Origin of the sequence: Pseudoalteromonas sp. NZS127_1, from assembly GCF_015864295.1 — a bacterium.
GTDB classification, from domain to species: domain Bacteria; phylum Pseudomonadota; class Gammaproteobacteria; order Enterobacterales; family Alteromonadaceae; genus Pseudoalteromonas; species Pseudoalteromonas arctica.
Window position 1 is genome coordinate 409,776 of sequence record NZ_JADYXO010000001.1, and the last position, 19,067, is coordinate 428,842.

Annotated in this window: 15 protein-coding genes; 12 read left to right on the forward strand and 3 right to left on the reverse strand. The window is 39.3% G+C overall.

What is annotated here, in order from left to right; all coding sequences use genetic code 11:
* The first annotated feature begins 59 nt into the window (after positions 1-59).
* Positions 60-983 carry a LysR family transcriptional regulator gene (locus I6F50_RS01695; protein ID WP_197175182.1) on the forward strand — a complete coding sequence of 308 codons (924 nt, stop codon included), beginning with the start codon at positions 60-62 and terminating at the stop codon, positions 981-983.
* A gap of 74 nt (positions 984-1,057) precedes the next feature.
* Here the strand turns inward: I6F50_RS01695 and I6F50_RS01700 are convergent, their stop codons facing one another.
* Entirely contained in the window at positions 1,058-2,266 is a 1,209-nt protein-coding gene (locus I6F50_RS01700; RefSeq protein ID WP_010552780.1) for a porin, read from the reverse strand.
* Positions 2,267-3,169: 903 nt separating this feature from the next.
* Here I6F50_RS01700 and I6F50_RS01705 point away from each other — a divergent pair.
* The 5 genes from I6F50_RS01705 to I6F50_RS01725 all read left to right on the forward strand — a co-directional run bounded on the left by I6F50_RS01705 (position 3,170) and on the right by I6F50_RS01725 (position 10,490).
* Positions 3,170-4,759 (forward strand): ABC-F family ATPase, encoded by a 1,590-nt coding sequence (locus I6F50_RS01705; RefSeq protein ID WP_165741752.1) that lies wholly within the window; start codon positions 3,170-3,172, stop codon positions 4,757-4,759.
* 161 nt (positions 4,760-4,920) lie between these two features.
* A complete protein-coding gene (purE, locus tag I6F50_RS01710) occupies positions 4,921-5,403 on the forward strand; it encodes a 5-(carboxyamino)imidazole ribonucleotide mutase (RefSeq protein ID WP_002962540.1) in 483 nt (160 codons plus the stop codon).
* 2 nt (positions 5,404-5,405) lie between these two features.
* The gene (locus I6F50_RS01715; protein WP_166379307.1) at positions 5,406-6,554 is read left to right on the forward strand and encodes a 5-(carboxyamino)imidazole ribonucleotide synthase; all 1,149 of its coding nucleotides are present in this window, start codon (positions 5,406-5,408) and stop codon (positions 6,552-6,554) included.
* Positions 6,555-6,677: 123 nt separating this feature from the next.
* Complete coding sequence (locus I6F50_RS01720; protein WP_197175184.1) at positions 6,678-7,853, forward strand: endonuclease/exonuclease/phosphatase family protein; 1,176 nt, start codon at positions 6,678-6,680, stop codon at positions 7,851-7,853.
* A 132-nt stretch (positions 7,854-7,985) separates the two neighbouring features.
* A complete protein-coding gene (locus I6F50_RS01725; RefSeq protein ID WP_197175186.1) occupies positions 7,986-10,490 on the forward strand; it encodes a prolyl oligopeptidase family serine peptidase in 2,505 nt (834 codons plus the stop codon).
* Positions 10,491-10,579: 89 nt separating this feature from the next.
* Here the strand turns inward: I6F50_RS01725 and rrtA are convergent, their stop codons facing one another.
* Positions 10,580-11,164, reverse strand: coding sequence for a rhombosortase (gene rrtA / locus I6F50_RS01730; RefSeq protein WP_197119850.1), 585 nt, complete (start codon positions 11,162-11,164; stop codon positions 10,580-10,582).
* Positions 11,165-11,261: 97 nt separating this feature from the next.
* On the opposite strand from rrtA, the gene ggt reads away from it, so the two are divergent.
* The 3 genes from ggt (at position 11,262) to I6F50_RS01745 (ending at position 15,756) form a co-directional block, all read left to right on the forward strand.
* Positions 11,262-13,040, forward strand: coding sequence for a gamma-glutamyltransferase (ggt, locus tag I6F50_RS01735; protein ID WP_165726052.1), 1,779 nt, complete (start codon positions 11,262-11,264; stop codon positions 13,038-13,040).
* A gap of 142 nt (positions 13,041-13,182) precedes the next feature.
* The gene (locus tag I6F50_RS01740) at positions 13,183-14,877 is read left to right on the forward strand and encodes an NAD-dependent malic enzyme (protein ID WP_007586692.1); all 1,695 of its coding nucleotides are present in this window, start codon (positions 13,183-13,185) and stop codon (positions 14,875-14,877) included.
* A gap of 153 nt (positions 14,878-15,030) precedes the next feature.
* Positions 15,031-15,756 (forward strand): SIMPL domain-containing protein, encoded by a 726-nt coding sequence (locus I6F50_RS01745; protein ID WP_007586691.1) that lies wholly within the window; start codon positions 15,031-15,033, stop codon positions 15,754-15,756.
* A gap of 134 nt (positions 15,757-15,890) precedes the next feature.
* On the opposite strand, the gene I6F50_RS01750 is transcribed toward I6F50_RS01745, so the two are convergent.
* The gene (locus tag I6F50_RS01750) at positions 15,891-17,237 is read right to left on the reverse strand and encodes a DUF2254 domain-containing protein (protein WP_165728638.1); all 1,347 of its coding nucleotides are present in this window, start codon (positions 17,235-17,237) and stop codon (positions 15,891-15,893) included.
* A gap of 153 nt (positions 17,238-17,390) precedes the next feature.
* Between I6F50_RS01750 and I6F50_RS01755 the strand changes: the two genes are divergently transcribed.
* From I6F50_RS01755 to I6F50_RS01765, 3 genes are read left to right on the forward strand one after another with little or no spacing between them, the layout of a single operon-like run.
* Complete coding sequence (locus I6F50_RS01755; RefSeq protein ID WP_007586689.1) at positions 17,391-17,762, forward strand: MAPEG family protein; 372 nt, start codon at positions 17,391-17,393, stop codon at positions 17,760-17,762.
* Between the two features lie 14 nt (positions 17,763-17,776).
* Positions 17,777-18,409, forward strand: coding sequence for a sulfotransferase (locus tag I6F50_RS01760; RefSeq protein ID WP_165740806.1), 633 nt, complete (start codon positions 17,777-17,779; stop codon positions 18,407-18,409).
* Positions 18,410-18,456: 47 nt separating this feature from the next.
* Entirely contained in the window at positions 18,457-19,029 is a 573-nt protein-coding gene (locus I6F50_RS01765) for a tRNA-(ms[2]io[6]A)-hydroxylase (protein ID WP_007586685.1), read from the forward strand.
* Positions 19,030-19,067: the final 38 nt, after the last annotated feature.

A 19,067-nucleotide genomic window follows, 5' to 3' on the forward strand; every position in this document is an offset into this window, starting at 1 on the left:
TATAACAAAAATGATATTATTTTATAGAATCTATACAGATAATGTATTTAAGGTGCATGATGGATATTAAAACATTAAAAAGTTTTGTCAGCGTGGCTAAGCATCAGAGTTTTTCAGAAGCGGCCAAAGAGCTACACACCGTGCAACCTGCAATAAGTAGGCATATTGCACAGCTCGAAAGCGAGCTTGATGTTGTGCTGTTTATAAGAAACTCACGCGATGTTGCAATAACTCAAGCGGGTGAGCAGCTATTAAAAGATGCACGCGCTATTTTGGCTCTAGCTGACAAAGCTAAAACTCAGGTTAAACGTGCCCACAACGGGCAGGTAGGTACACTTAATATTGCGCACTTAAGCTCGGCATGTTTAACCTTTATGGCAGCACTGGTTCGAGAATATAAACAGCAATACCCAAGCGTGCACGTTACATTGTTTGAAATGACTGCAACTGAGCAAATACATGCGTTTAAAAATGATTTAATTGATGTGGGTTTTTCACGGCCTTTACCTGATTCAATTAATGATGAATTTGTAAGTCATACTATTTATGTAGATTCATTGGTGGCCATCGTTAATCAAAACCATGCGCTGGCAAATTATAAAAATATTGATTTAGCTAAGCTAAAAAATGAACCCTTTATTATTTTTAATAGAGAGGAAGCACTTGGTCTTTTTGATGAAACCATTTTGCAATGCAAACAAGCTCATTTTTCACCTAACATTATTAGCCAACCTAGGCATATGCAAACATTAGTTACTGAAGTGGCTGCTGGCCTTGGTGTGGCCATTGCGCCTTATTGCGTACGTAAATTATATAGTGAAGGGTGCCATTTTATAAAACTGAGCGACGTACTCACGCAAATTCCGGTGCTATTACAATTTAAAAAAGCCGATACCAACGCCGCTGTTAAGGCACTTGTTAAAATAGCTTTAAACGCAAAATCGAGTATTGAAAAAAGTATGGCAGAAAAAAAGCCCAGTTAAAAAAGTTAAAAGGGCTAAAAGGGTTGTGCTTAGGGAAGTTGTAGTCGTTTTTAACTTATATTTAGAGCTTATATTTAGAACTTATATCTAAAACCAAATGCTATACCGTCATCTTCCGACTGCTCCATTTGTGCTTGTTGATCGTCGTTATCACTTTCAAAGTCGCTAAAGTCTTTACGCGCTTCTACGTAGGCAATAGTGTCTTCGTCAATTAAGTAGTGAAGGCCAATAACAGCAAACTGACGCTTAAATACATCGTCTGGATCGGCGTTAAAGTTTGGCTGAATTACGTAGTCATCACCTGCATCAAACACGTTGTAGGCAATAAAAGGGCGAAAATCGTTATCAAAGCGGTAAGATGCAAATGTTTCTACACCTATTGCGTCATCAATTAAGCGACCAATATTATCGGTGTCGTGGTTTTTGTTTTTATTTATGTTGGCAGCAACGTAAAGGCCGGGCTTATCAATATTGCCCCACATAATGCCTGCACCGTAAATTAAATCTTCAACATTGCGAGTAGAACCATCGCCAAACGTTAAATCAAACTCGCCACGGTTAATACCCGCTGTAAGCGTGAGCATATCGGTAGGGGTATATGTTACAGATGCACCAAATGTGTAGTTAAATTCAACTTCTTGGGCTGCACTATCGCCAGAGTTCCATAGCGTTTCGCATTCTTCTTCTGAAATATCGCTTACGTCACAGGTATAAAATTCGCTGTTTTTAAGCTGCGCTTGTACTGCAAAACTAAAATCGTTATAGCTATTGCGGTACTGCACTAACTTATCGCCACGGCCAGTGCCATTTACAGCGCCATCGTCTTTGTTATAGGTGTAAACGCCAGCTGCATTACCATCCCATACAAAGCTATTATTTGTGCCATAAACTACGTCGTACCATGCACCCCATTGTTTACCAATGGTAAGTTGACCATACTTTTCGTGTGAAAGGCCTGCGTAACCTAAACGGTTATACAAAAACTCGTCCTGAATTGATTCAAAACGATTGTTATAAATTATATCGCTACTGCCTACAGGGTTTACACCCCATTCTACGAGTGCAAGGGCAGTCCAGTCTTTCTTGAGCTTTCGGGTAAAGCCAAAGTTAATGCGCGAAGTACCGTTAACAACTTCGGTTTCGTTTTGTGTGTTAATTACACGCACATCAAGATATCCACCTACTTTTAGAGTGTTTTTATCATCTTTGTATAACTCTACCGCCGAAACAGCGGGTGCTAATACAATACTTGCGCTAATCAGTGTCGCTAATTTTTTGCTCATCTTGTGTGTTGCCCTGTGTAAATTTCAGTGTTTTTACGTAGGTAAAAATTCAGGTTCGAAGATTAACAAAGCAATAAACGGCTCAAAAGTGAAAAAAAATCAACAAAATTGGACGGCAAACTTAATTGACATTCACTCGAGGTTAATTTTGTTTTTCAGGTGTTGCTGAGGTTTGTTTTTTTAGTTGTTTTGTAGGTAAAAAGAATTGGTAATAAGCGGTGTGTTAAAATTCTAATTTGAATTAATTTCATCTTGGTTAAAAAATAGCGACTAGTGCAAAAGCTCTAAAACTGCTTTATTTTCATAAATATAGCTTTTTATTACTATAGGTTGTACAAAAATGAGTTAAGTAAACACACATACACGTTAAAAGTGTTTTTACTCTAGGGTCTGTTGATCTTTGCGGATTAAAATTTGTTCAAATTAGGGGCTATTTAATCGCGGCTCGAGGTTTGTAACCTAGTGGGCTAAGTAAAAACCGAGCTACAAAGAGTAAATAGCCCCTAGGAAGACCCCTTTGGGCAGCGCCTGTTTGGCATTAATGCTACGTTATCGCCCATTTATGGGGAATAACCACACTACATAGACTCTGCCTTGCCTTAACACCAAACAGACTGCTGAAAATTCAACCTTGAAAGTTCAACAGACCCTAATATATATAACAAATTATAAACACTCATATCGGTTTATTATGAATGTATTTATGAATTTTAATTTATCTAAATTGAATAACAGTTTGCAAAAACACTAAATTTAATTTGTTATTTTAATTACGAGTAGCTCAGTGATAATAATTGCCTTAAACGACGTGGCTTGCCATTAAACTTTCATAGAAAAACAGGCCATTTTGGTTTAAACTGCGCGCAATTTAATTACATCCTTACTCCCTTGGAGGGTAGCGCTATTATTAGTACAGCTAATGTCACCATGCAATTTGGTGCTAAACCATTATTTGAAAATATCTCAGCAAAATTTGGCGATGGAAACCGTTACGGTTTAATTGGCGCAAATGGTTGTGGTAAATCAACATTTATGAAAATTTTAAGTGGTGAGCTTGAAGCGTCTTCAGGTAATGTAAGTACTGATCCAAATGAACGCGTTGCTAAACTAAACCAAGACCAGTTTGCCTACGAAGAATACTCAGTAATTGATACTGTTATTATGGGCCATAAAGAACTGTGGAAAATTAAACAAGAACGCGACCGTATCTATTCTTTACCAGAAATGAGTGAAGACGACGGTATGAAAGTAGCCGATCTTGAAACTGAATTTGCTGAAATGGATGGTTACTCTGCTGAATCTAAAGCAGGCGAGCTTCTATTAGGCGTAGGTATTGGTACTGAGCAACACTTTGGCCCAATGTCAGAAATTGCACCTGGTTTTAAACTACGCGTGCTACTTGCACAGGTGTTGTTTTCAGACCCAGATATAATGCTACTTGATGAGCCTACCAATAACTTGGATATTTACACTATCAAGTGGTTAGAAGATGTATTAAACCAACGCGACTGTACCATGATAATCATTTCGCATGACCGTCACTTTTTAAACTCTGTGTGTACTCACATGGCCGATATTGACTACGGTGAGCTACGTATTTACTCAGGTAACTACGACGAATACATGTTTGCAGCAACGCAAGCACGTGAGCAGCTACTTAGCGAAAACGCGAAAAAGAAAAACCAAATTGCTGAACTTCAACAGTTTGTATCTCGTTTCTCTGCTAACGCATCTAAAGCTAAGCAAGCTACATCGCGCGCTAAACGTATCGACAAAATTCAGTTAGACGAAGTTAAAGCGTCATCACGTCAAACGCCGTTTATTCGTTTCGACCAAGAAAAGCAGTTATTCCGTAACGCGCTTGAAATGAACAATTTAACGCAAGGTTTTGACGACAATACGTTATTTTCTGGCCTTGAAGGTTTAGTAGAAGTTGGCGAACGTATTGCTATTATTGGTGAAAATGGTGTTGGTAAAACAACATTACTTAATACATTAGCAGGGCGCTTAGCACCTAAAGCCGGTGAGTTTAAGTTTTCAGAAAATGCGAACATTGGTTACTACGCGCAAGATCACGCAGATGAGTTTGCAACCGACATGAACTTGTTTCAGTGGATGGAGCAATGGCAACAAGAAGGCGATGACGAGCAAGTGGTTCGTAGCTTCTTAGGCCGTATGTTGTTTTCGCAAAACGATATTAAAAAGTCAGTTAAAGTAATTTCTGGTGGTGAGCAAGGCCGCATGTTGTTTGGTAAAATTATGATGCATAAACCAAACATATTGCTAATGGATGAGCCAACCAACCACATGGATATGGAATCTATTGAAGCGCTTAACTTAGCACTTGAAGCCTACGAAGGTACATTAATGTTTGTATCGCACGATCGTCAATTTGTATCATCGGTAGCTACCCGGATTTGGGAAGTTAAAGATGGTAAAATCATTGACTTTAGAGGCAACTACGCAGAATACCTAGCGAGTAAAGAAGCTTAATTAGCTATTTACCCGTTAACCCTAAAAAGCCATGTTTAAACATGGCTTTTTTTGTTTTTGTGGCTTTGTATTAGTCGCAATTAATATGGCTTTGGGTATAATACCCGGCTTAAACAGGACATAAGTCCGCTATTTTAAAAATACATTACTGAGGAGTATTTATGACTGTTGGCATTATTATGGGTTCTAAATCAGATTGGCCAACCATGGAACATGCAGCACTTATGCTTGAGCATTTTGGCATTAAGTACGAAACTAAAGTCGTGTCTGCACACCGCACTCCTCAATTACTTGCTGATTACGCAAGTTCAGCCGCAGAACGCGGTATTAAAGTTATTATTGCTGGCGCTGGCGGCGCGGCTCATTTACCAGGTATGGCTGCTGCTTTTACATCGCTTCCTGTACTGGGCGTGCCTGTAAAATCAAAAGCATTAAATGGTGTTGATTCACTTTTATCTATTTGCCAAATGCCTAAAGGCGTTGCAGTGGGCACACTTGCAATTGGTGAGCCGGGCGCAGCAAACGCAGGTTTACTAGCCGCACAAATTTTAGGGTGTCAAAATCCAGAAATTTTTGCAAAAATTGAAGCGTTTCGTAAAGCTCAAACCGACACTATATTAGCTAATCCAAACCCTGCAGAGTAATAATGAATATTTTAATATTAGGTGCAGGGCAACTTGCACGTATGATGAGTCTTGCAGGCGCGCCGCTTAATTTAAATGTGGTTGCATACGATGTAGGCAGCAAGCAAATTAAGCATCCGCTAACTGGTGAGGTTTATAGCACGTCACTTGAGCAAGCAATATTAAACGCTGATGCAATTACTGCAGAGTTTGAGCACATTCCTGATGACGTACTAACACTTTGCTGTAACAGTAATAAGTTCTACCCTGGGAAAGCCGCTATTAAAACCGGTGGCGATCGCTCGCTTGAAAAAGCATTGCTTGATAAAACAAACGTAACTTGTGCGCCGTATCAATTAATTACTGAAAAAGCGCATCTAGAACACGCAGTTAAAACCCTAGGCAAGCCACTTGTTATTAAAACATGCCAAGCGGGTTACGATGGAAAAGGCCAATGGCGTTTAAAATCGGATAGTCAAATAGACGAAATTTGGTCACAAATGTCTGATTTTATTGCATCGGGCACCGAGCTTGCGCCACATACAATTATTGCAGAAAAAATGATCCCGTTTGATCGTGAAGTATCTATTATTGGTGCGCGCGATAAACACGGTAACGTTGCTATTTATCCGCTAACAGAAAACGAGCACACCAATGGTGTATTAACGCTTTCTATTGCCGGTAAAAATAATCACAGAGTTGAAGCGCAAGCAAACGATGCATTTACAAAAATAGCAAACGAGCTTAACTACGTTGGCGTATTAGCAATTGAGTTTTTTGATGTACAAGGCACGTTACTCGTTAACGAAATTGCACCGCGTGTACATAACTCAGGCCACTGGACGCAACAAGGCTGCCATTGCTCACAGTTTGAAAACCACATGCGTGCTGTTGCAGGTTTGCCGCTTGGCAATACAGAGCTTAAACACATTACCGCGATGATAAACGTACTAGGGCAACCTAATATCCCAGCTGACGTACTAAAATATGCAGATGTGACTAGCCACTGGTACGGTAAAACTGCAAAACCAGGTCGTAAAATGGGCCATATAAACGTATCGGCCACTAGCATGAACGATCTAGCAGATAAATTAGGTGAGCTTACTGAATATCTACCTGAGCAAGATTATCCAGGTATTTTAAAAGCGGCGGCAAATTTAATCCTTCATTAAATGGCTAACCGTTTTATTAAATGCCGAGCTTGCTCGGCATTTTTTTTGTACTTAAAAAAAGCGCAAGGTTACCTAGATTGTGAAATAATGATTGAGTCTAAAATTTTACAGTGAAATTATTTAATGAAACTTAAAGCAATTTATAGCGCACTACTTGTTGCCGCTTCTTTTAGTCCTTTTTTTAGTAACAGTGCATTTGCATCAGACTCTCTTCGTGTTGCTACTTTTAATGTAAGTATGGATGCAACTAATCACACACCTAAAGGTGAGCAAGTTAAAAGTGATGCTTTAGTTAATGCACTTAAAGCAAACCACCAGCAAATTAAGAATATAGCGGAAATTATTCAACGTGTTCGCCCTGACATTATTTTACTTAACGAATTTGATTACATCCCAAAAGAGCAGGGAATTGAATACTTTAATAAGCATTATTTAAATGTAGGTCAGCAAAAACAAGCCGCTATTAATTACCCTTACTCTTATATTGCCCCTGTAAATACAGGCCTAGCCACTGAGTTTGATTTAGATAACGATGGCAAGAAAAATGGCGTGATGGGCGATGCACAAGGTTTTGGCTTTTTTGAAGGCCATTACGGTATGGCTATTTTGTCAAAATACCCAATCGATTTTGATAAAGTAAGAACCCTTCAAACCTTTAAATATAAAGACATGCCAAATGCACAAATGCCCGTAATGCCTAAAACAGGCGAAAACTGGTATAACGCACAAGAATGGCAAGCACTTAGACTTAGCTCTAAATCGTTTTGGGATTTACCTATTAACGTAAATGATAAAACCATTCATGTTATTGCATCTCACCCAACACCCCCTGTATTTGACGGTGAAGAGGATAGAAACGGCAAACGTAACCACGATGAAGTAAGGTTAATTGCCGATTACGTTTCAAACGCTAAGTATATTTACGATGATAAAGGCGAAAAGGGCGGTTTAAAAACTTACTCTCGGTTTGTTATTTTAGGCGATTTAAACGCCGCACCAGAGGGCGATAAAGCCCGCACAAATACCACCGACCAACTACTTAAAAACCCATTGATAAACGCTCACTTTGTTCCAAAAAGTGAGGGCGCTAAAGAGCAGTATGATGTGCCTTATGCACAAAATTACAGTGCTAATTGGCAAGCGCGTGTTGATTACGTTTTACCGTCAAACTACGGCTTAAAAGTTAAAGACGGTGGTGTGTTTTGGCCAACTAAAACGAGCAATGAATATCGTTTAATTAAAGACAGAAACGCATCGAGCGATCATCGACTGGTGTGGCTTGATTTAATCGTTGAATAACGCCTATTAACAGGGGATGCGCTAGTAAACTGAGCTTTACCCTGTTTAATGGCTATTTATCTTAAAAAATTGCAATAACTTGAGTGCTTCTGCTTAAATACGGCTTAATTATAATAACCGTATAGAAGCACTATGATTTTTAATTTTTCTTCATCTAAAACGTTAGTGGCCTTAGCTGTTGCCTCAAGTGTCATGCTTGCAGGTTGTAGCGCGACCGCTAACACCTCATCAACACAGCAAAGTGCTTTACCAGCAACATCGGTTGCTGCGGTTGTAAACACGCCAGCAGATATCGGCTCACAAAAAATAACGTTAGAACAAGCAATGGCCGATCCTGATTGGATGGGCAATCAACCAGAGAGCGCTTATTGGGCTAGCGATTCGGCTACTATTATTTATGCTCAAAAAGAGCAAGGTAATACACTACGCGATTTATTTAGCCAATCGGTTACTAGCCAAACAGCAGAGCAGGTAGCACTTAATAAACTTCATACTGTGGGTTCAAATAAAGCTGTTTATTCAAAAAATAAAACAATGGCGGCCTACACGTTTAAAGGCAATGTGTTTGTTAAAAACCTAAAAACCGGTGAACTTAAACAAATTACAGCGACATCAGCAAGCGAATCTAAACCACAATTTTTAAATAATGGCGAATTAGTTTACCGCCAAGGCAATGTATTTTTTAAAGTTGATTTAAAAACAGGCTTAACGAGCGAGCTTGCTAACTTAAAACTTGGTGATGAGCCAAAAGGGATTGAAGAGCCAAGCACGTATATTGCTAAAGAGCAGCATAAATTGATTAAGTTTGTGGCGCTTCAACAAAAAAACAAAAAAGATAAGCAAGCACGTAATGAGCAAATTAATGAACAAAACGATTCAATTGCTAACACGGCTTACTACTTAGGTGATGGTAATAAAGTTGCAGAAGCACAGCTTTCGCCAAATGGTGATGCGCTGTTAGTCGTTGTACAAAAGCAAACAGATTGGCGCGGTGATGGCGATATTATGCCTAACTACATTACAAATGACGCCACTATAGAACCTAAAAAAGCACGCCGCCGTGTAGCCGATGCTAAAGAAGAAACCTCAAAGCTTGTGTACATCAATTTAACTAACAAAGAGCAAACATCACTTAGCTTTAATACCTTACCGGGCTTTGATGAAGATGTTTTAGCCGCAGTTAAAAAAGAAAACTATGCACGTGATGGTAAAACATATAAGTCTAAAAAGGCGCCTCGTGGCATTAACCTTATTATGGACTGGGGGTTTGAGCAAAGCCCAATAGTATGGAACGATGACGGCTCGCAAGTAGCTGTCATGCTTGAAGCATGGGACAACAAAGACCGCTGGCTTGCTACCGTTGATTTTAAAAACAACAAACTTGTCTCGCAACATCGCCTGCATGACGATGCATGGATTGCTTACGCGTTTAACGACTTTGGTTGGTTACATAACTCAAACACGCTTTATTACCTATCGGAAGAGTCAGGTTACAGCCAGCTTTATAAAAAACCAATTAACGGCAAAGCAACTGCGCTAACACAAGGCCAATTTGAGGTTTCTAACTTAACGCTTGCCAGCGATGACAGCGCAATTTATTACAAAGCGAATGTTGAGCACCCAGGCCTGTACGAAATTTACCGTGTTAACCCACAAACAGGTAATAGCGAGCAAGTTACTGACTTAAATGGCATGACTGATTACACGTTAAGCCCAGATGAAACTAAGTTACTCCTTAAGCACTCTACAATTACCATGCCTAATGAGCTTTACGTAGCTGACGCTAAAGCAAATACAAAAGCCACGCGCTTAACGCATACTGTGTCGGATGAGTTTTTAGCTAAAAAGCTAACAGCCCCTAAAATTGTTGCTGTGCCATCGAGCCATACAGATCAACCGATATACGCAAAAGTGTACTACCCAGCTGATTACGTAGAAGGTGAAGTAGGTAAAAACCGCAAAGCGGTTATTTTTAATCACGGCGCGGGTTACTTACAGAATTCACATATGGGGTTTTCGGTTTATTTTCGTGAATTTATGTTCCATTCATTGCTCGCTGATGAAGGTTACATAGTAATGGATATGGATTACCGCGCATCTAAAGGTTACGGCCGTGATTGGCGCACCGCGATTTATCGTCAAATGGGCACACCTGAAACACAAGATTTAGCCGATGGCGTTAAATGGATGGCGCAAAATGCCAATGTTGATACCAAAGCAGTCGGCACTTATGGCGGCTCATATGGCGGCTTTATGACCTTTATGGCATTGTTTACCGCGCCTGAGTTATTTCAATCGGGTGCGGCACTACGACCTGTTACCGACTGGGCACATTACAACACAGGTTACACGGCTAATATATTAAACCATCCTGATGTTGACCCGATTGCATATGAGCGCAGCTCACCAATTTATTACGCTGAGGGTTTAAACAAACGTTTACTCATTAATGCACCCATGGTTGACGATAACGTGTTTTTTCAAGACTCAGTGCGTTTAGTACAGCGCTTAATAGAGCTTGAAAAGCAAAACTTTGAAACAGCTATATTTCCTGTTGAACCACATGGCTTTGTACAGCCTTCAAGTTGGTTAGACGAATATCGCCGTATTCATAAATTATTTAAAGAAACGCTTTAATCTCTAATTCTTAAAGTATAAAAAAAAAACGCCGCATTAGTTTAGTTAACTAATGCGGCGTTTTTATTAGAGGAGCAATAGCTTATGCGCTATTTTTGCTTTTTTAAGAGTTCTATAGCCAGTGGTATGGCAAGTATAGTCCCACCTATAACTCCAATTAAATGTGCATCAATGGCCACTGTGGAGTTAATAAGTTTTCCTATATCGGCATTTGGGCCGCTAAATTGCTCAAACGCTATTTTAATCCATACGCCTATAAATAATAAATAACCCGATTTAAGCCCTACAGTTATATCTTTAACTGCCCCCCAAATAATTACGCCATGAAGTAAAGCACTTAACCCAGTGTAAATATGTATGCTTGGGCAAAACCAATATACACCGAGTCCACACCATAATGCCAGCAAGCATATATTAAACGCATAACGAGTAGGGGATGTATATTCACCATGCAAAAGCCATATTAATAAAACACCACTGGCATTTAATCCCAAATGAGCCCAATTAGCATGAACAAATTGGCTGGTGAAAATTCGCCACAGCTCACCTTCATCAATTAAGCTTCGGTTAAATTCAAGTAAATTATTTAAATCAAATGCAGCAAAAATGGTACTAAAAAGCAGCAAAATTATAGGCGGTAATATATAACGAGGTTGAATAGGTAAATTAAGCATTTTATTATATTTTTTTAGTCAAAATTTTTGCATATTGTGCCCGTTTAACTTTAAGATGCCAAATACAACTACGTAATTAAGTGTTTTTAGTATTTTTATGCATTTTAAACTTAACTCATTATTTGCCATTGGACTGTGCGCAGTATCACTGCCTTCATTTGCACAGCAAGCAACTCAAATTGAAACTCGCGAACCTGAAGCCGCTACTGGATTAATCCATAAAAAAGTAGTGCAAGGTGATAAATACATGGTTGCTGCTGCAAATCCATATGCCTCAAGAGCCGGTCAACAAATTTTAGCCCAAGGCGGCAGTGCCGTAGATGCTGCCATTGCTACTCAACTAGTGCTTACTTTAGTTGAACCGCAATCGTCAGGTATTGGCGGTGGTACATTTATGATGTACTACAACAAAGCAAACAATAAGCTGACTAGTTTTGATGGCCGCGAAACAGCACCTGCAAATGCAGACGAAACGCTGTTTTTAGATAAGCACGGTAAAGCCGTTAAATGGATTGAAGCAGTAGTAGGTGGGCGCTCTGTTGGTGTGCCTGGTATTTTACATGCCTTTGCAAGCGCGCATAAACAATACGGTACCTTGCCGTGGGAAGCGCTTTTTAAACCGGCTATTGAACTTGCAGAGCAAGGCTTTGTAATTTCGCCGCGTTTACATGGCTTATTAGCACGCCAGTTAAACCCAGGCGTACTGAGCATGCCGATTATTAACGAATACTTTTACCCAAATGGTAAATTAATCGAAGCGGGTAGCGTTAAAAAGAATCAACCACTTGCTGATTTATACAAAGACATTGCAAAGCAGGGCATTGATGCATTTTACAAAGGCGAAAACGCTAAACAAATGGTTAATGCTGTACAGCACTCTAAAATTGCCCCTGGTAAATTAAGTGTGCAAGATTTAGCAGATTACAAAAGTAAAGAACGCGATGCGGTATGTATACAATACCGTGCTTATAACGTGTGTTCTATGGCGCCACCAAGTAGTGGCGGTGTAGCAGTACTACAAATGCTTGGCCTACTTGAGCATAAAGATATGAGCGCACTTAAACCAAATGGCGAAAAGGCGATTCATTACTTTAGCCAAGCTTCGCGTATTGCATTTGCCGATCGCGATATGTACATGGGCGATCCCGATTTCACTCAAGTACCTACAAAAGAGCTTTTAAATAAAGATTACATTGCCTCACGCGCTAAATTAATTACCGAAACAGACCAAAAAGCCGTAGCCGGTAATCCAGTAGGGTACTTAAGTTATGCAATGGATGATTCATACGAGTTACCTTCTACTTCGCATGTCTCTATTGTAGATAGTAAAGGTAATGCAGTGTCGATGACCAGTTCAATTGAGATGGCGTTTGGCTCTACGGTTATGGTTAACGGCTTTATTTTAAATAACCAACTAACTGACTTTTCGTTATCGCCACGTAAAAACGGTAAGCTAGTAGCAAACCGTGTAGAGGCTGGTAAACGCCCGCGTAGCTCTATGTCACCGGTAATGGTATTTAATAAAGACGGCAGCTTACGTTTAATTGTAGGCTCACCTGGTGGTAGTCGTATCATAGATTACGTTGCACAAGTTGTTGTGGGTGTTATTGACTGGAATTTATCAGCACAAGACGCTATTAACTTACCGCGTACAACAAATCGTAACGATTACACCAGCCTTGAAAAAGGCACAACCATTGAAGCCATTGCGCCTGCGCTTACTAAACGTGGCCACAATGTACGTATTATTGATTTAAACTCAGGCTTACACGCAGTTGAAGTTAAAAATAATACCTTATATGGTGGTGCGGACCCTCGCCGTGAAGGTGTTGCGTTATCTGATTTAACTGATAATAACGCCACTATACAATTTTAAATTATGTATAATATGCATGTGGGCAGTGAAGCCCGCATGTATTTTCTCTCAATGGTCTGACTAGCTTAATTGTCGTTGCAATTAAACCTTTAACACTGATAATGACAGATCATAACTTAAGACTCCGTTAAAGCCTGGAAATATGACAACTAATACTGATCCTAACTACTTATATATTCATCATTCTGGCCCTGGCCTAATTGAAACACCGCTATTAAATAAAGGCAGTGCCTTTAGTAAAAAAGAACGCGAAAATTTCAATCTTGCTGGTTTACTTCCTCCTCGCTTTGAAACAATAGAAGAGCAAGTTGAGCGTTGTTATCAGCAGTATTCTAGCTTTACCGACAACCTTAATAAGCATATTTACTTACGTGCGATTCAAGATAACAACGAAACACTTTACTACCGTTTAGTGCGTGATCATCTTGAAGAAATGATGCCAATCATTTACACGCCGACAGTTGGCGACGCTTGTGAAAAATTCTCAGACATTTATCGCAGCGCACGCGGCTTATTTATTTCGTATGAAGATCGTTACCAAATTGACGACATTTTACGCAACGCTACCAAAGGTAAAGTAAAAGTGATTGTTGTAACTGATGGCGAGCGTATTTTAGGCCTAGGCGATCAGGGTATTGGTGGCATGGGTATCCCAATTGGTAAATTGTCACTTTACACTGCGTGTGGTGGTATAAGCCCAGCATACACATTGCCTGTAATGCTTGATGTGGGTACTAATAACGAAAAGCTTTTAAACGATCCTATGTACATGGGTGCACGCCATAAGCGTATTGCTCAAGACGAATACGATGAGTTTTTAGATTTATTCATTAAAGCGGTTAAACGTCGCTGGCCAAATGTATTACTTCAGTTTGAAGATTTTGCACAACCAAATGCAATGCCGTTACTTAAGCGCTACCGCAATGAAATTTGTAGCTTTAACGATGACATTCAAGGTACTGCGGCTGTAACGGTCGGTTCTTTACTTGCTGCGTGTCGTGTTAAAAATTCAACCCTAAGCCAACAAAAAGTAGTTTTTGTGGGTGCAGGTTCTGCTGGTTGTGGTATTGCTGAGCAAATTATTAGCCAAATGGTTTTTGAAGGTATTACAGAAGCTCAAGCGCGTAGCCAAGTATTTATGGTTGACCGTTTTGGCCTACTTTCAGAGGGTATGGAAGGCTTACGCGATTTCCAACAAGCACTTGCACAACCGCAAGGCTCGTTAAGTGATTGGACTTACAGCGGTGAATACGCATCACTTCTTGATGTTATGCACTGTGCACAACCAGACATTTTAATTGGTGTTTCAGGCCAACCTGGTTTGTTTACTGAGCAGGCTATTCGTGCAATGCACGCCGGTTGTGAACAGCCAATTATTTTCCCATTGAGTAATCCATCTAAGCAGGTAGAAGCGCATCCTGCTGATGTGATTAAGTGGACTGACGGTAAGGCGCTTGTTGCAACAGGTAGCCCGTTTGATCCGGTTGAACACAACGGTGAAATTTTCCCAATCCCACAATGTAACAATAGCTATATTTTTCCTGGTATTGGTTTAGGGGTTATTGCCGCTAAAGCGACACGCATTACAGATGCTATGTTAAGTGTGTCTAGCGAAATGCTTGCAGAGTCGTCGCCGCGTGCAAACACAGGTAAAGGCAGTTTATTACCAGCCTTAACTGAAATTGAAACGCTAAGTAAGCGTATTGCATTTGCCATTGCTAAAAAAGCAATCGAAGAGGGCGTTGCTCTTGAGATTACTGATGATGCGTTATGGGCAGCAATCGACAAAAATTACTGGTTACCAAAATACCGTAACTATAAACGTTGTAGTGTTTAATTAGGTTTATACGTAATTAAAAATAAATAACGTTGTAGGCACAGTTACAACGCTTAACAAAAAACAGGCAATTGCCTGTTTTTTTGTGCTTGTTCATATTTAATTAACCACGTAAGGTCTTTAATAGCATTTACAAAATTAAAGGATCGACTAATGAAAACACTGACTCTTGTTTTAGGTAGTGCACTGGCTTTAAACGTACTTAGTTTTGATGCACTCGCGGCAGCGACACCCGATGCTCCTCATATTTATGTTAAGGGCGAAGCGACTCTTACTACAATGCCAGATTACGTACAGCTTAGTGTAGGTATTACCGAAGTTGATAAAGACTTAATTGCAGCTAAAAATAAAACCGACTTAACCATCGCTAAGGCAATTAAGCTCGTAAAAGAAATTGGTGTTAAAGAGGGAGATATAAACGCCGGGCAAATCTCAATAAACCGTGATAGCCAATACAACCGCACTACCGGTAATCAAGAATTTAAAGGCTTTAAGGTTTCTCGTACGTTAACAGTAAAACTCAGCGATATAAATAAATACCCAGAGTTACTACAAAGCTTAGTTAACAACGGTATTAACGAAATTAATCAAACGCAATTTTTAGCAAGTAACTATAACGAGCTGCATAAAAAAGCGCAAAAGTTAGCAATTAAAGATGCACGGGATGCTGCAAAAGAGTTTAGTGAAGATTATGGCGTTGACTTAAAAGGTTTGTACAGCGCATCACTGAGCCCACTCAATGTGCAGTCGCAGCCTTATATGCGCGCAGAAAAAGTAATGATGGCTGATAGCGCACCAAGTAACTATGTACCTGATGCCTACCATGCTGGAGAGATTAAAGTTACTGCCTCAAGCTATGCTGTGTACTACATAGATTAAAATATAGGTTCTTCCTAGGGACGATTAACTCTATGTTGCTCGGTTTTTACTTAGCCCACTAGGTTACAAACCTCGCGCCGCGATTTAATCGCCCCTAGATTGAACAAATTTCAATCCAAATAATTCAACACGCCCTAGTGGTGCTCAAAACGTGCCACCAACTTCTCACCTTGCTCTTGGCTGATACGCGCTATTGAGTTAAGCATATTAGTTACTTCGCGTCTGTCGTATTCATTAGTTACATGTTCATTTATGTCATCAACAATTGCATTTAAATAATTAAATAAACTGTTTCGTGCATCGGTATCTTTATGGGCAACAAACAAAATATTTTTAAATGCCTCAAGCACGTTTGTCATTACGTATGCATCGCCTTTGGCGTAATTACGCAGCGGTGTAAAGTTGTCGTGTAATAACTCATCAAAGCTTGTTTCGTGAAGGTACAACAATGGGGCATTATCACTGTGCTTAAACGAGTAGTTAATATCGTTAATTGACAGCCTTTGAATAAGTAAAATACTCAGCATATCAATTGATTTAACCGCAGTACCTGGATCGTTGATACCCGGGCTCATTGCCTTAACTGCAATCTCAGATATTTGCGTTAACCCATAACGGTAATGATCGCTAATGTACTCTTCTATATAAAAAATAAAGCAGTCGAGAATTTTATTTATCAGCTCTTCATCGTTTGCTATATCTTTATTACATTTTAAAAACGGGTAACCTTTAACTGTAAAATAGCCTTGGTTAACAGAGATATACACCTTTATATCTTGCTCTGCCAAAATGGCACACAGCTTATCGGTATGTACGCCTTTATAATATCCCTCTGTTTTACTGCTTACCGAATGCCACTTGCTAAAGTCTGGAAAGTCTTCAACTGGGTTCTCTTGTTGTCTTAGTATTATTGTTTTAATTTCGTTTTTAGTTTGGCTAAACAAGCCATTTAATACGTTATCAACCTGAATGGCACGAGAGATTGAATGTATAAAAAACACAAATAAACCTAATGAAATCAAGCCAAAAACAAGTGCAAACAACACACCAATTGAAGGAATAGCCGTACTGCCACCTTCAAGTTTATTAATGTTTATAAGCATAATAATTGAGTAAATTATGCTGCCTAAATAAAAGCCCAAAACCATTTGGTGTGATTTACGCGTAATAAGCCCAGGCACTACGCGGGGCGATAAACTCGCACTGGCCGAATTTAAAACCACCATTACCATCGAAAAACTAAACACGGTAAGCGAAATAATACTCCCCGCTAAAGTGCTTAAAATAGTACGCGCGTTTTCGGCGCTATCAACAAGTACAACCGATATAAACGATTTTAGCTGCTCAATAGGGGCTAAATATTCAACCGACATAGTTATAATGGCAAATACTAAAAAGCCCACTGAAAGCATAGAAGGGTAAAAGCCAATACTGTTAATCATTTCACGGTAACTGTCGGCTACTTTGCGAGGTACAAACATAAAATCCTTATGTAATTTTCTACTTACTTAATACCCTTAGCTTAGCATAGGCATTTATTAAACTTCTGATAATGCTGCTCAAATTTATATGTTATTATCACGCCCACAATAATAAAGCGCATGCTTATGCGATAAAAATAACAGGAAAACGCCGTGATCATTTCAACTTATGCTGCATTACTTGCATTCTTTTACATTTATTTGAGCTTTAACGTAATAAAAGTGCGCCGCGCGGAGCAGATATCACTTGGTGATAATGGTAACGCAACGCTACAACGTGCTGTGCGTGCCCACGCTAACTTTATGGAGTACGTGCCAATTGCTTTAATTTTGCTTTTTTTAGCAGAATACCAAGGGCTTGCTAGCCATTACTGTCATATATTAGGTGGTGCGTTATTAATAGGGCGTGTGTTTCAAAATTTAGGCATAGTAGAAAAAAGCCTGAAATATCGCCAAATTGGTACCATTACTACATTTTTGGTGATTATTGTTAGCGCCTTTGTATTGCTAGTGACACGTGGCTAATTAAAGAAAAGTTAATGAGCAAAATATTTATAATAGGTTTACCGCGTACCGGCACTACTAGTGTGTGCCACGCATTTTTAGAGCTTGGTATTACAACGGCGCATACCGCGTATACTAATGCTTGTTTTGAAAATGCTAACGCGATTGCCGACACTCCCATATTTAATGACTTTAAAGCGCTTGATATTCATTACCCAGACTCTAAGTTTATTTATTTAGAGCGCGAACTTGGTGCATGGCTTGTATCAATAAAACAGCTTTTAGCGCGTATGCACACTAATTTAACCCGTGCAGATGGGGGCTTTAATATTCATATAAAACGTTGTTATTTAAATACGTTTAGTGAGCTTTCGCTTAATAATATTAGCGACGATAGTTACTTAGCTCACTGCTATAAAACACATTTTAATGATGCTCAAACGTACTTTAATAACCGTGACAACGATTTTTTATCCATTGATATAGCAAAGCCTGATAGCTATAAAAAGTTATGCAATTTTTTAGCGTTAAAAAGTGATAAAACTGATTTTGAAAAAATGAATATGGGCGGCAAAGTTACCGCGTGGAACGATATTAAACACCCGTTAAAAGTTGAATCTACGGCTAAAGGGCGGATAGATAAATTACTGCCTTACAAGATTTTTTAAATCAAATACGTTAAAATCCCCGCATTATTATTTAAGTTGTACAGAACATGTTTGAATTAAAATATCACACCCCATTTGAATGGACCGAAGTTGTCCTTGCTGACTTTAATACTTTTTTACAAGATCACGCCGCTGCAGAAAAAAAAGCATCGGGTATGGCTATGTCTATGCTTTCGCATTATCCAGACAAACGTAAATTAGTAAAAGCTATGACCGACTTAGCGCTAGAAGAATTAATACACTTTAAACAAGTACTTAAATTGCTTTTAGAGCGAGATGTAAACTTAGGTGACGACAAAAAAGACCCGTACATAAAACAAATACGTGCACTGTTTAGACACGGTCGTGATGGTTTTTTAATGGACCGATTACTGGTTGGCGGTGTAATTGAAGCACGTGGCCACGAGCGTTTTTCTTTAGTTGCACAAGCGCTTCCTGAGGGTAAAGAAAAAGACTTTTATGTTGCTATTGCTAAGTCAGAAGAAAAACATAAAAACCTATTTGTAGAACTAGCTTACGAATACTTTGAAAAAGAAGAAGTTGATGTTCGTCTAGAAGAGCTGCTTATAGCTGAAGCTAAAATCTGTGAAAGCATCCCGTTTACAGCCGCTTTGCATTAATTAAAACTAGCGTAAAGCGTATTTTCACTCGCTTTGCG

Excerpts from the sequence above, each read along its gene's own strand:
- I6F50_RS01695 (WP_197175182.1), top strand. The coding sequence starts at position 60 with ATGGATATTAAAACATTAAAAAGTTTTGTCAGCGTGGCTAAGCATCAG.
- I6F50_RS01700 (WP_010552780.1), bottom strand. The coding sequence starts at position 2,266 with ATGAGCAAAAAATTAGCGACACTGATTAGCGCAAGTATTGTATTAGCA.
- purE (WP_002962540.1), top strand. The coding sequence starts at position 4,921 with ATGACTGTTGGCATTATTATGGGTTCTAAATCAGATTGGCCAACCATG.
- I6F50_RS01715 (WP_166379307.1), top strand. The coding sequence starts at position 5,406 with ATGAATATTTTAATATTAGGTGCAGGGCAACTTGCACGTATGATGAGT.
- I6F50_RS01720 (WP_197175184.1), top strand. The coding sequence starts at position 6,678 with ATGAAACTTAAAGCAATTTATAGCGCACTACTTGTTGCCGCTTCTTTT.
- I6F50_RS01725 (WP_197175186.1), top strand. The coding sequence starts at position 7,986 with ATGATTTTTAATTTTTCTTCATCTAAAACGTTAGTGGCCTTAGCTGTT.
- rrtA (WP_197119850.1), bottom strand. The coding sequence starts at position 11,164 with ATGCTTAATTTACCTATTCAACCTCGTTATATATTACCGCCTATAATT.
- ggt (WP_165726052.1), top strand. The coding sequence starts at position 11,262 with ATGCATTTTAAACTTAACTCATTATTTGCCATTGGACTGTGCGCAGTA.
- I6F50_RS01740 (WP_007586692.1), top strand. The coding sequence starts at position 13,183 with ATGACAACTAATACTGATCCTAACTACTTATATATTCATCATTCTGGC.
- I6F50_RS01745 (WP_007586691.1), top strand. The coding sequence starts at position 15,031 with ATGAAAACACTGACTCTTGTTTTAGGTAGTGCACTGGCTTTAAACGTA.
- I6F50_RS01750 (WP_165728638.1), bottom strand. The coding sequence starts at position 17,237 with ATGTTTGTACCTCGCAAAGTAGCCGACAGTTACCGTGAAATGATTAAC.
- I6F50_RS01760 (WP_165740806.1), top strand. The coding sequence starts at position 17,777 with ATGAGCAAAATATTTATAATAGGTTTACCGCGTACCGGCACTACTAGT.
- I6F50_RS01765 (WP_007586685.1), top strand. The coding sequence starts at position 18,457 with ATGTTTGAATTAAAATATCACACCCCATTTGAATGGACCGAAGTTGTC.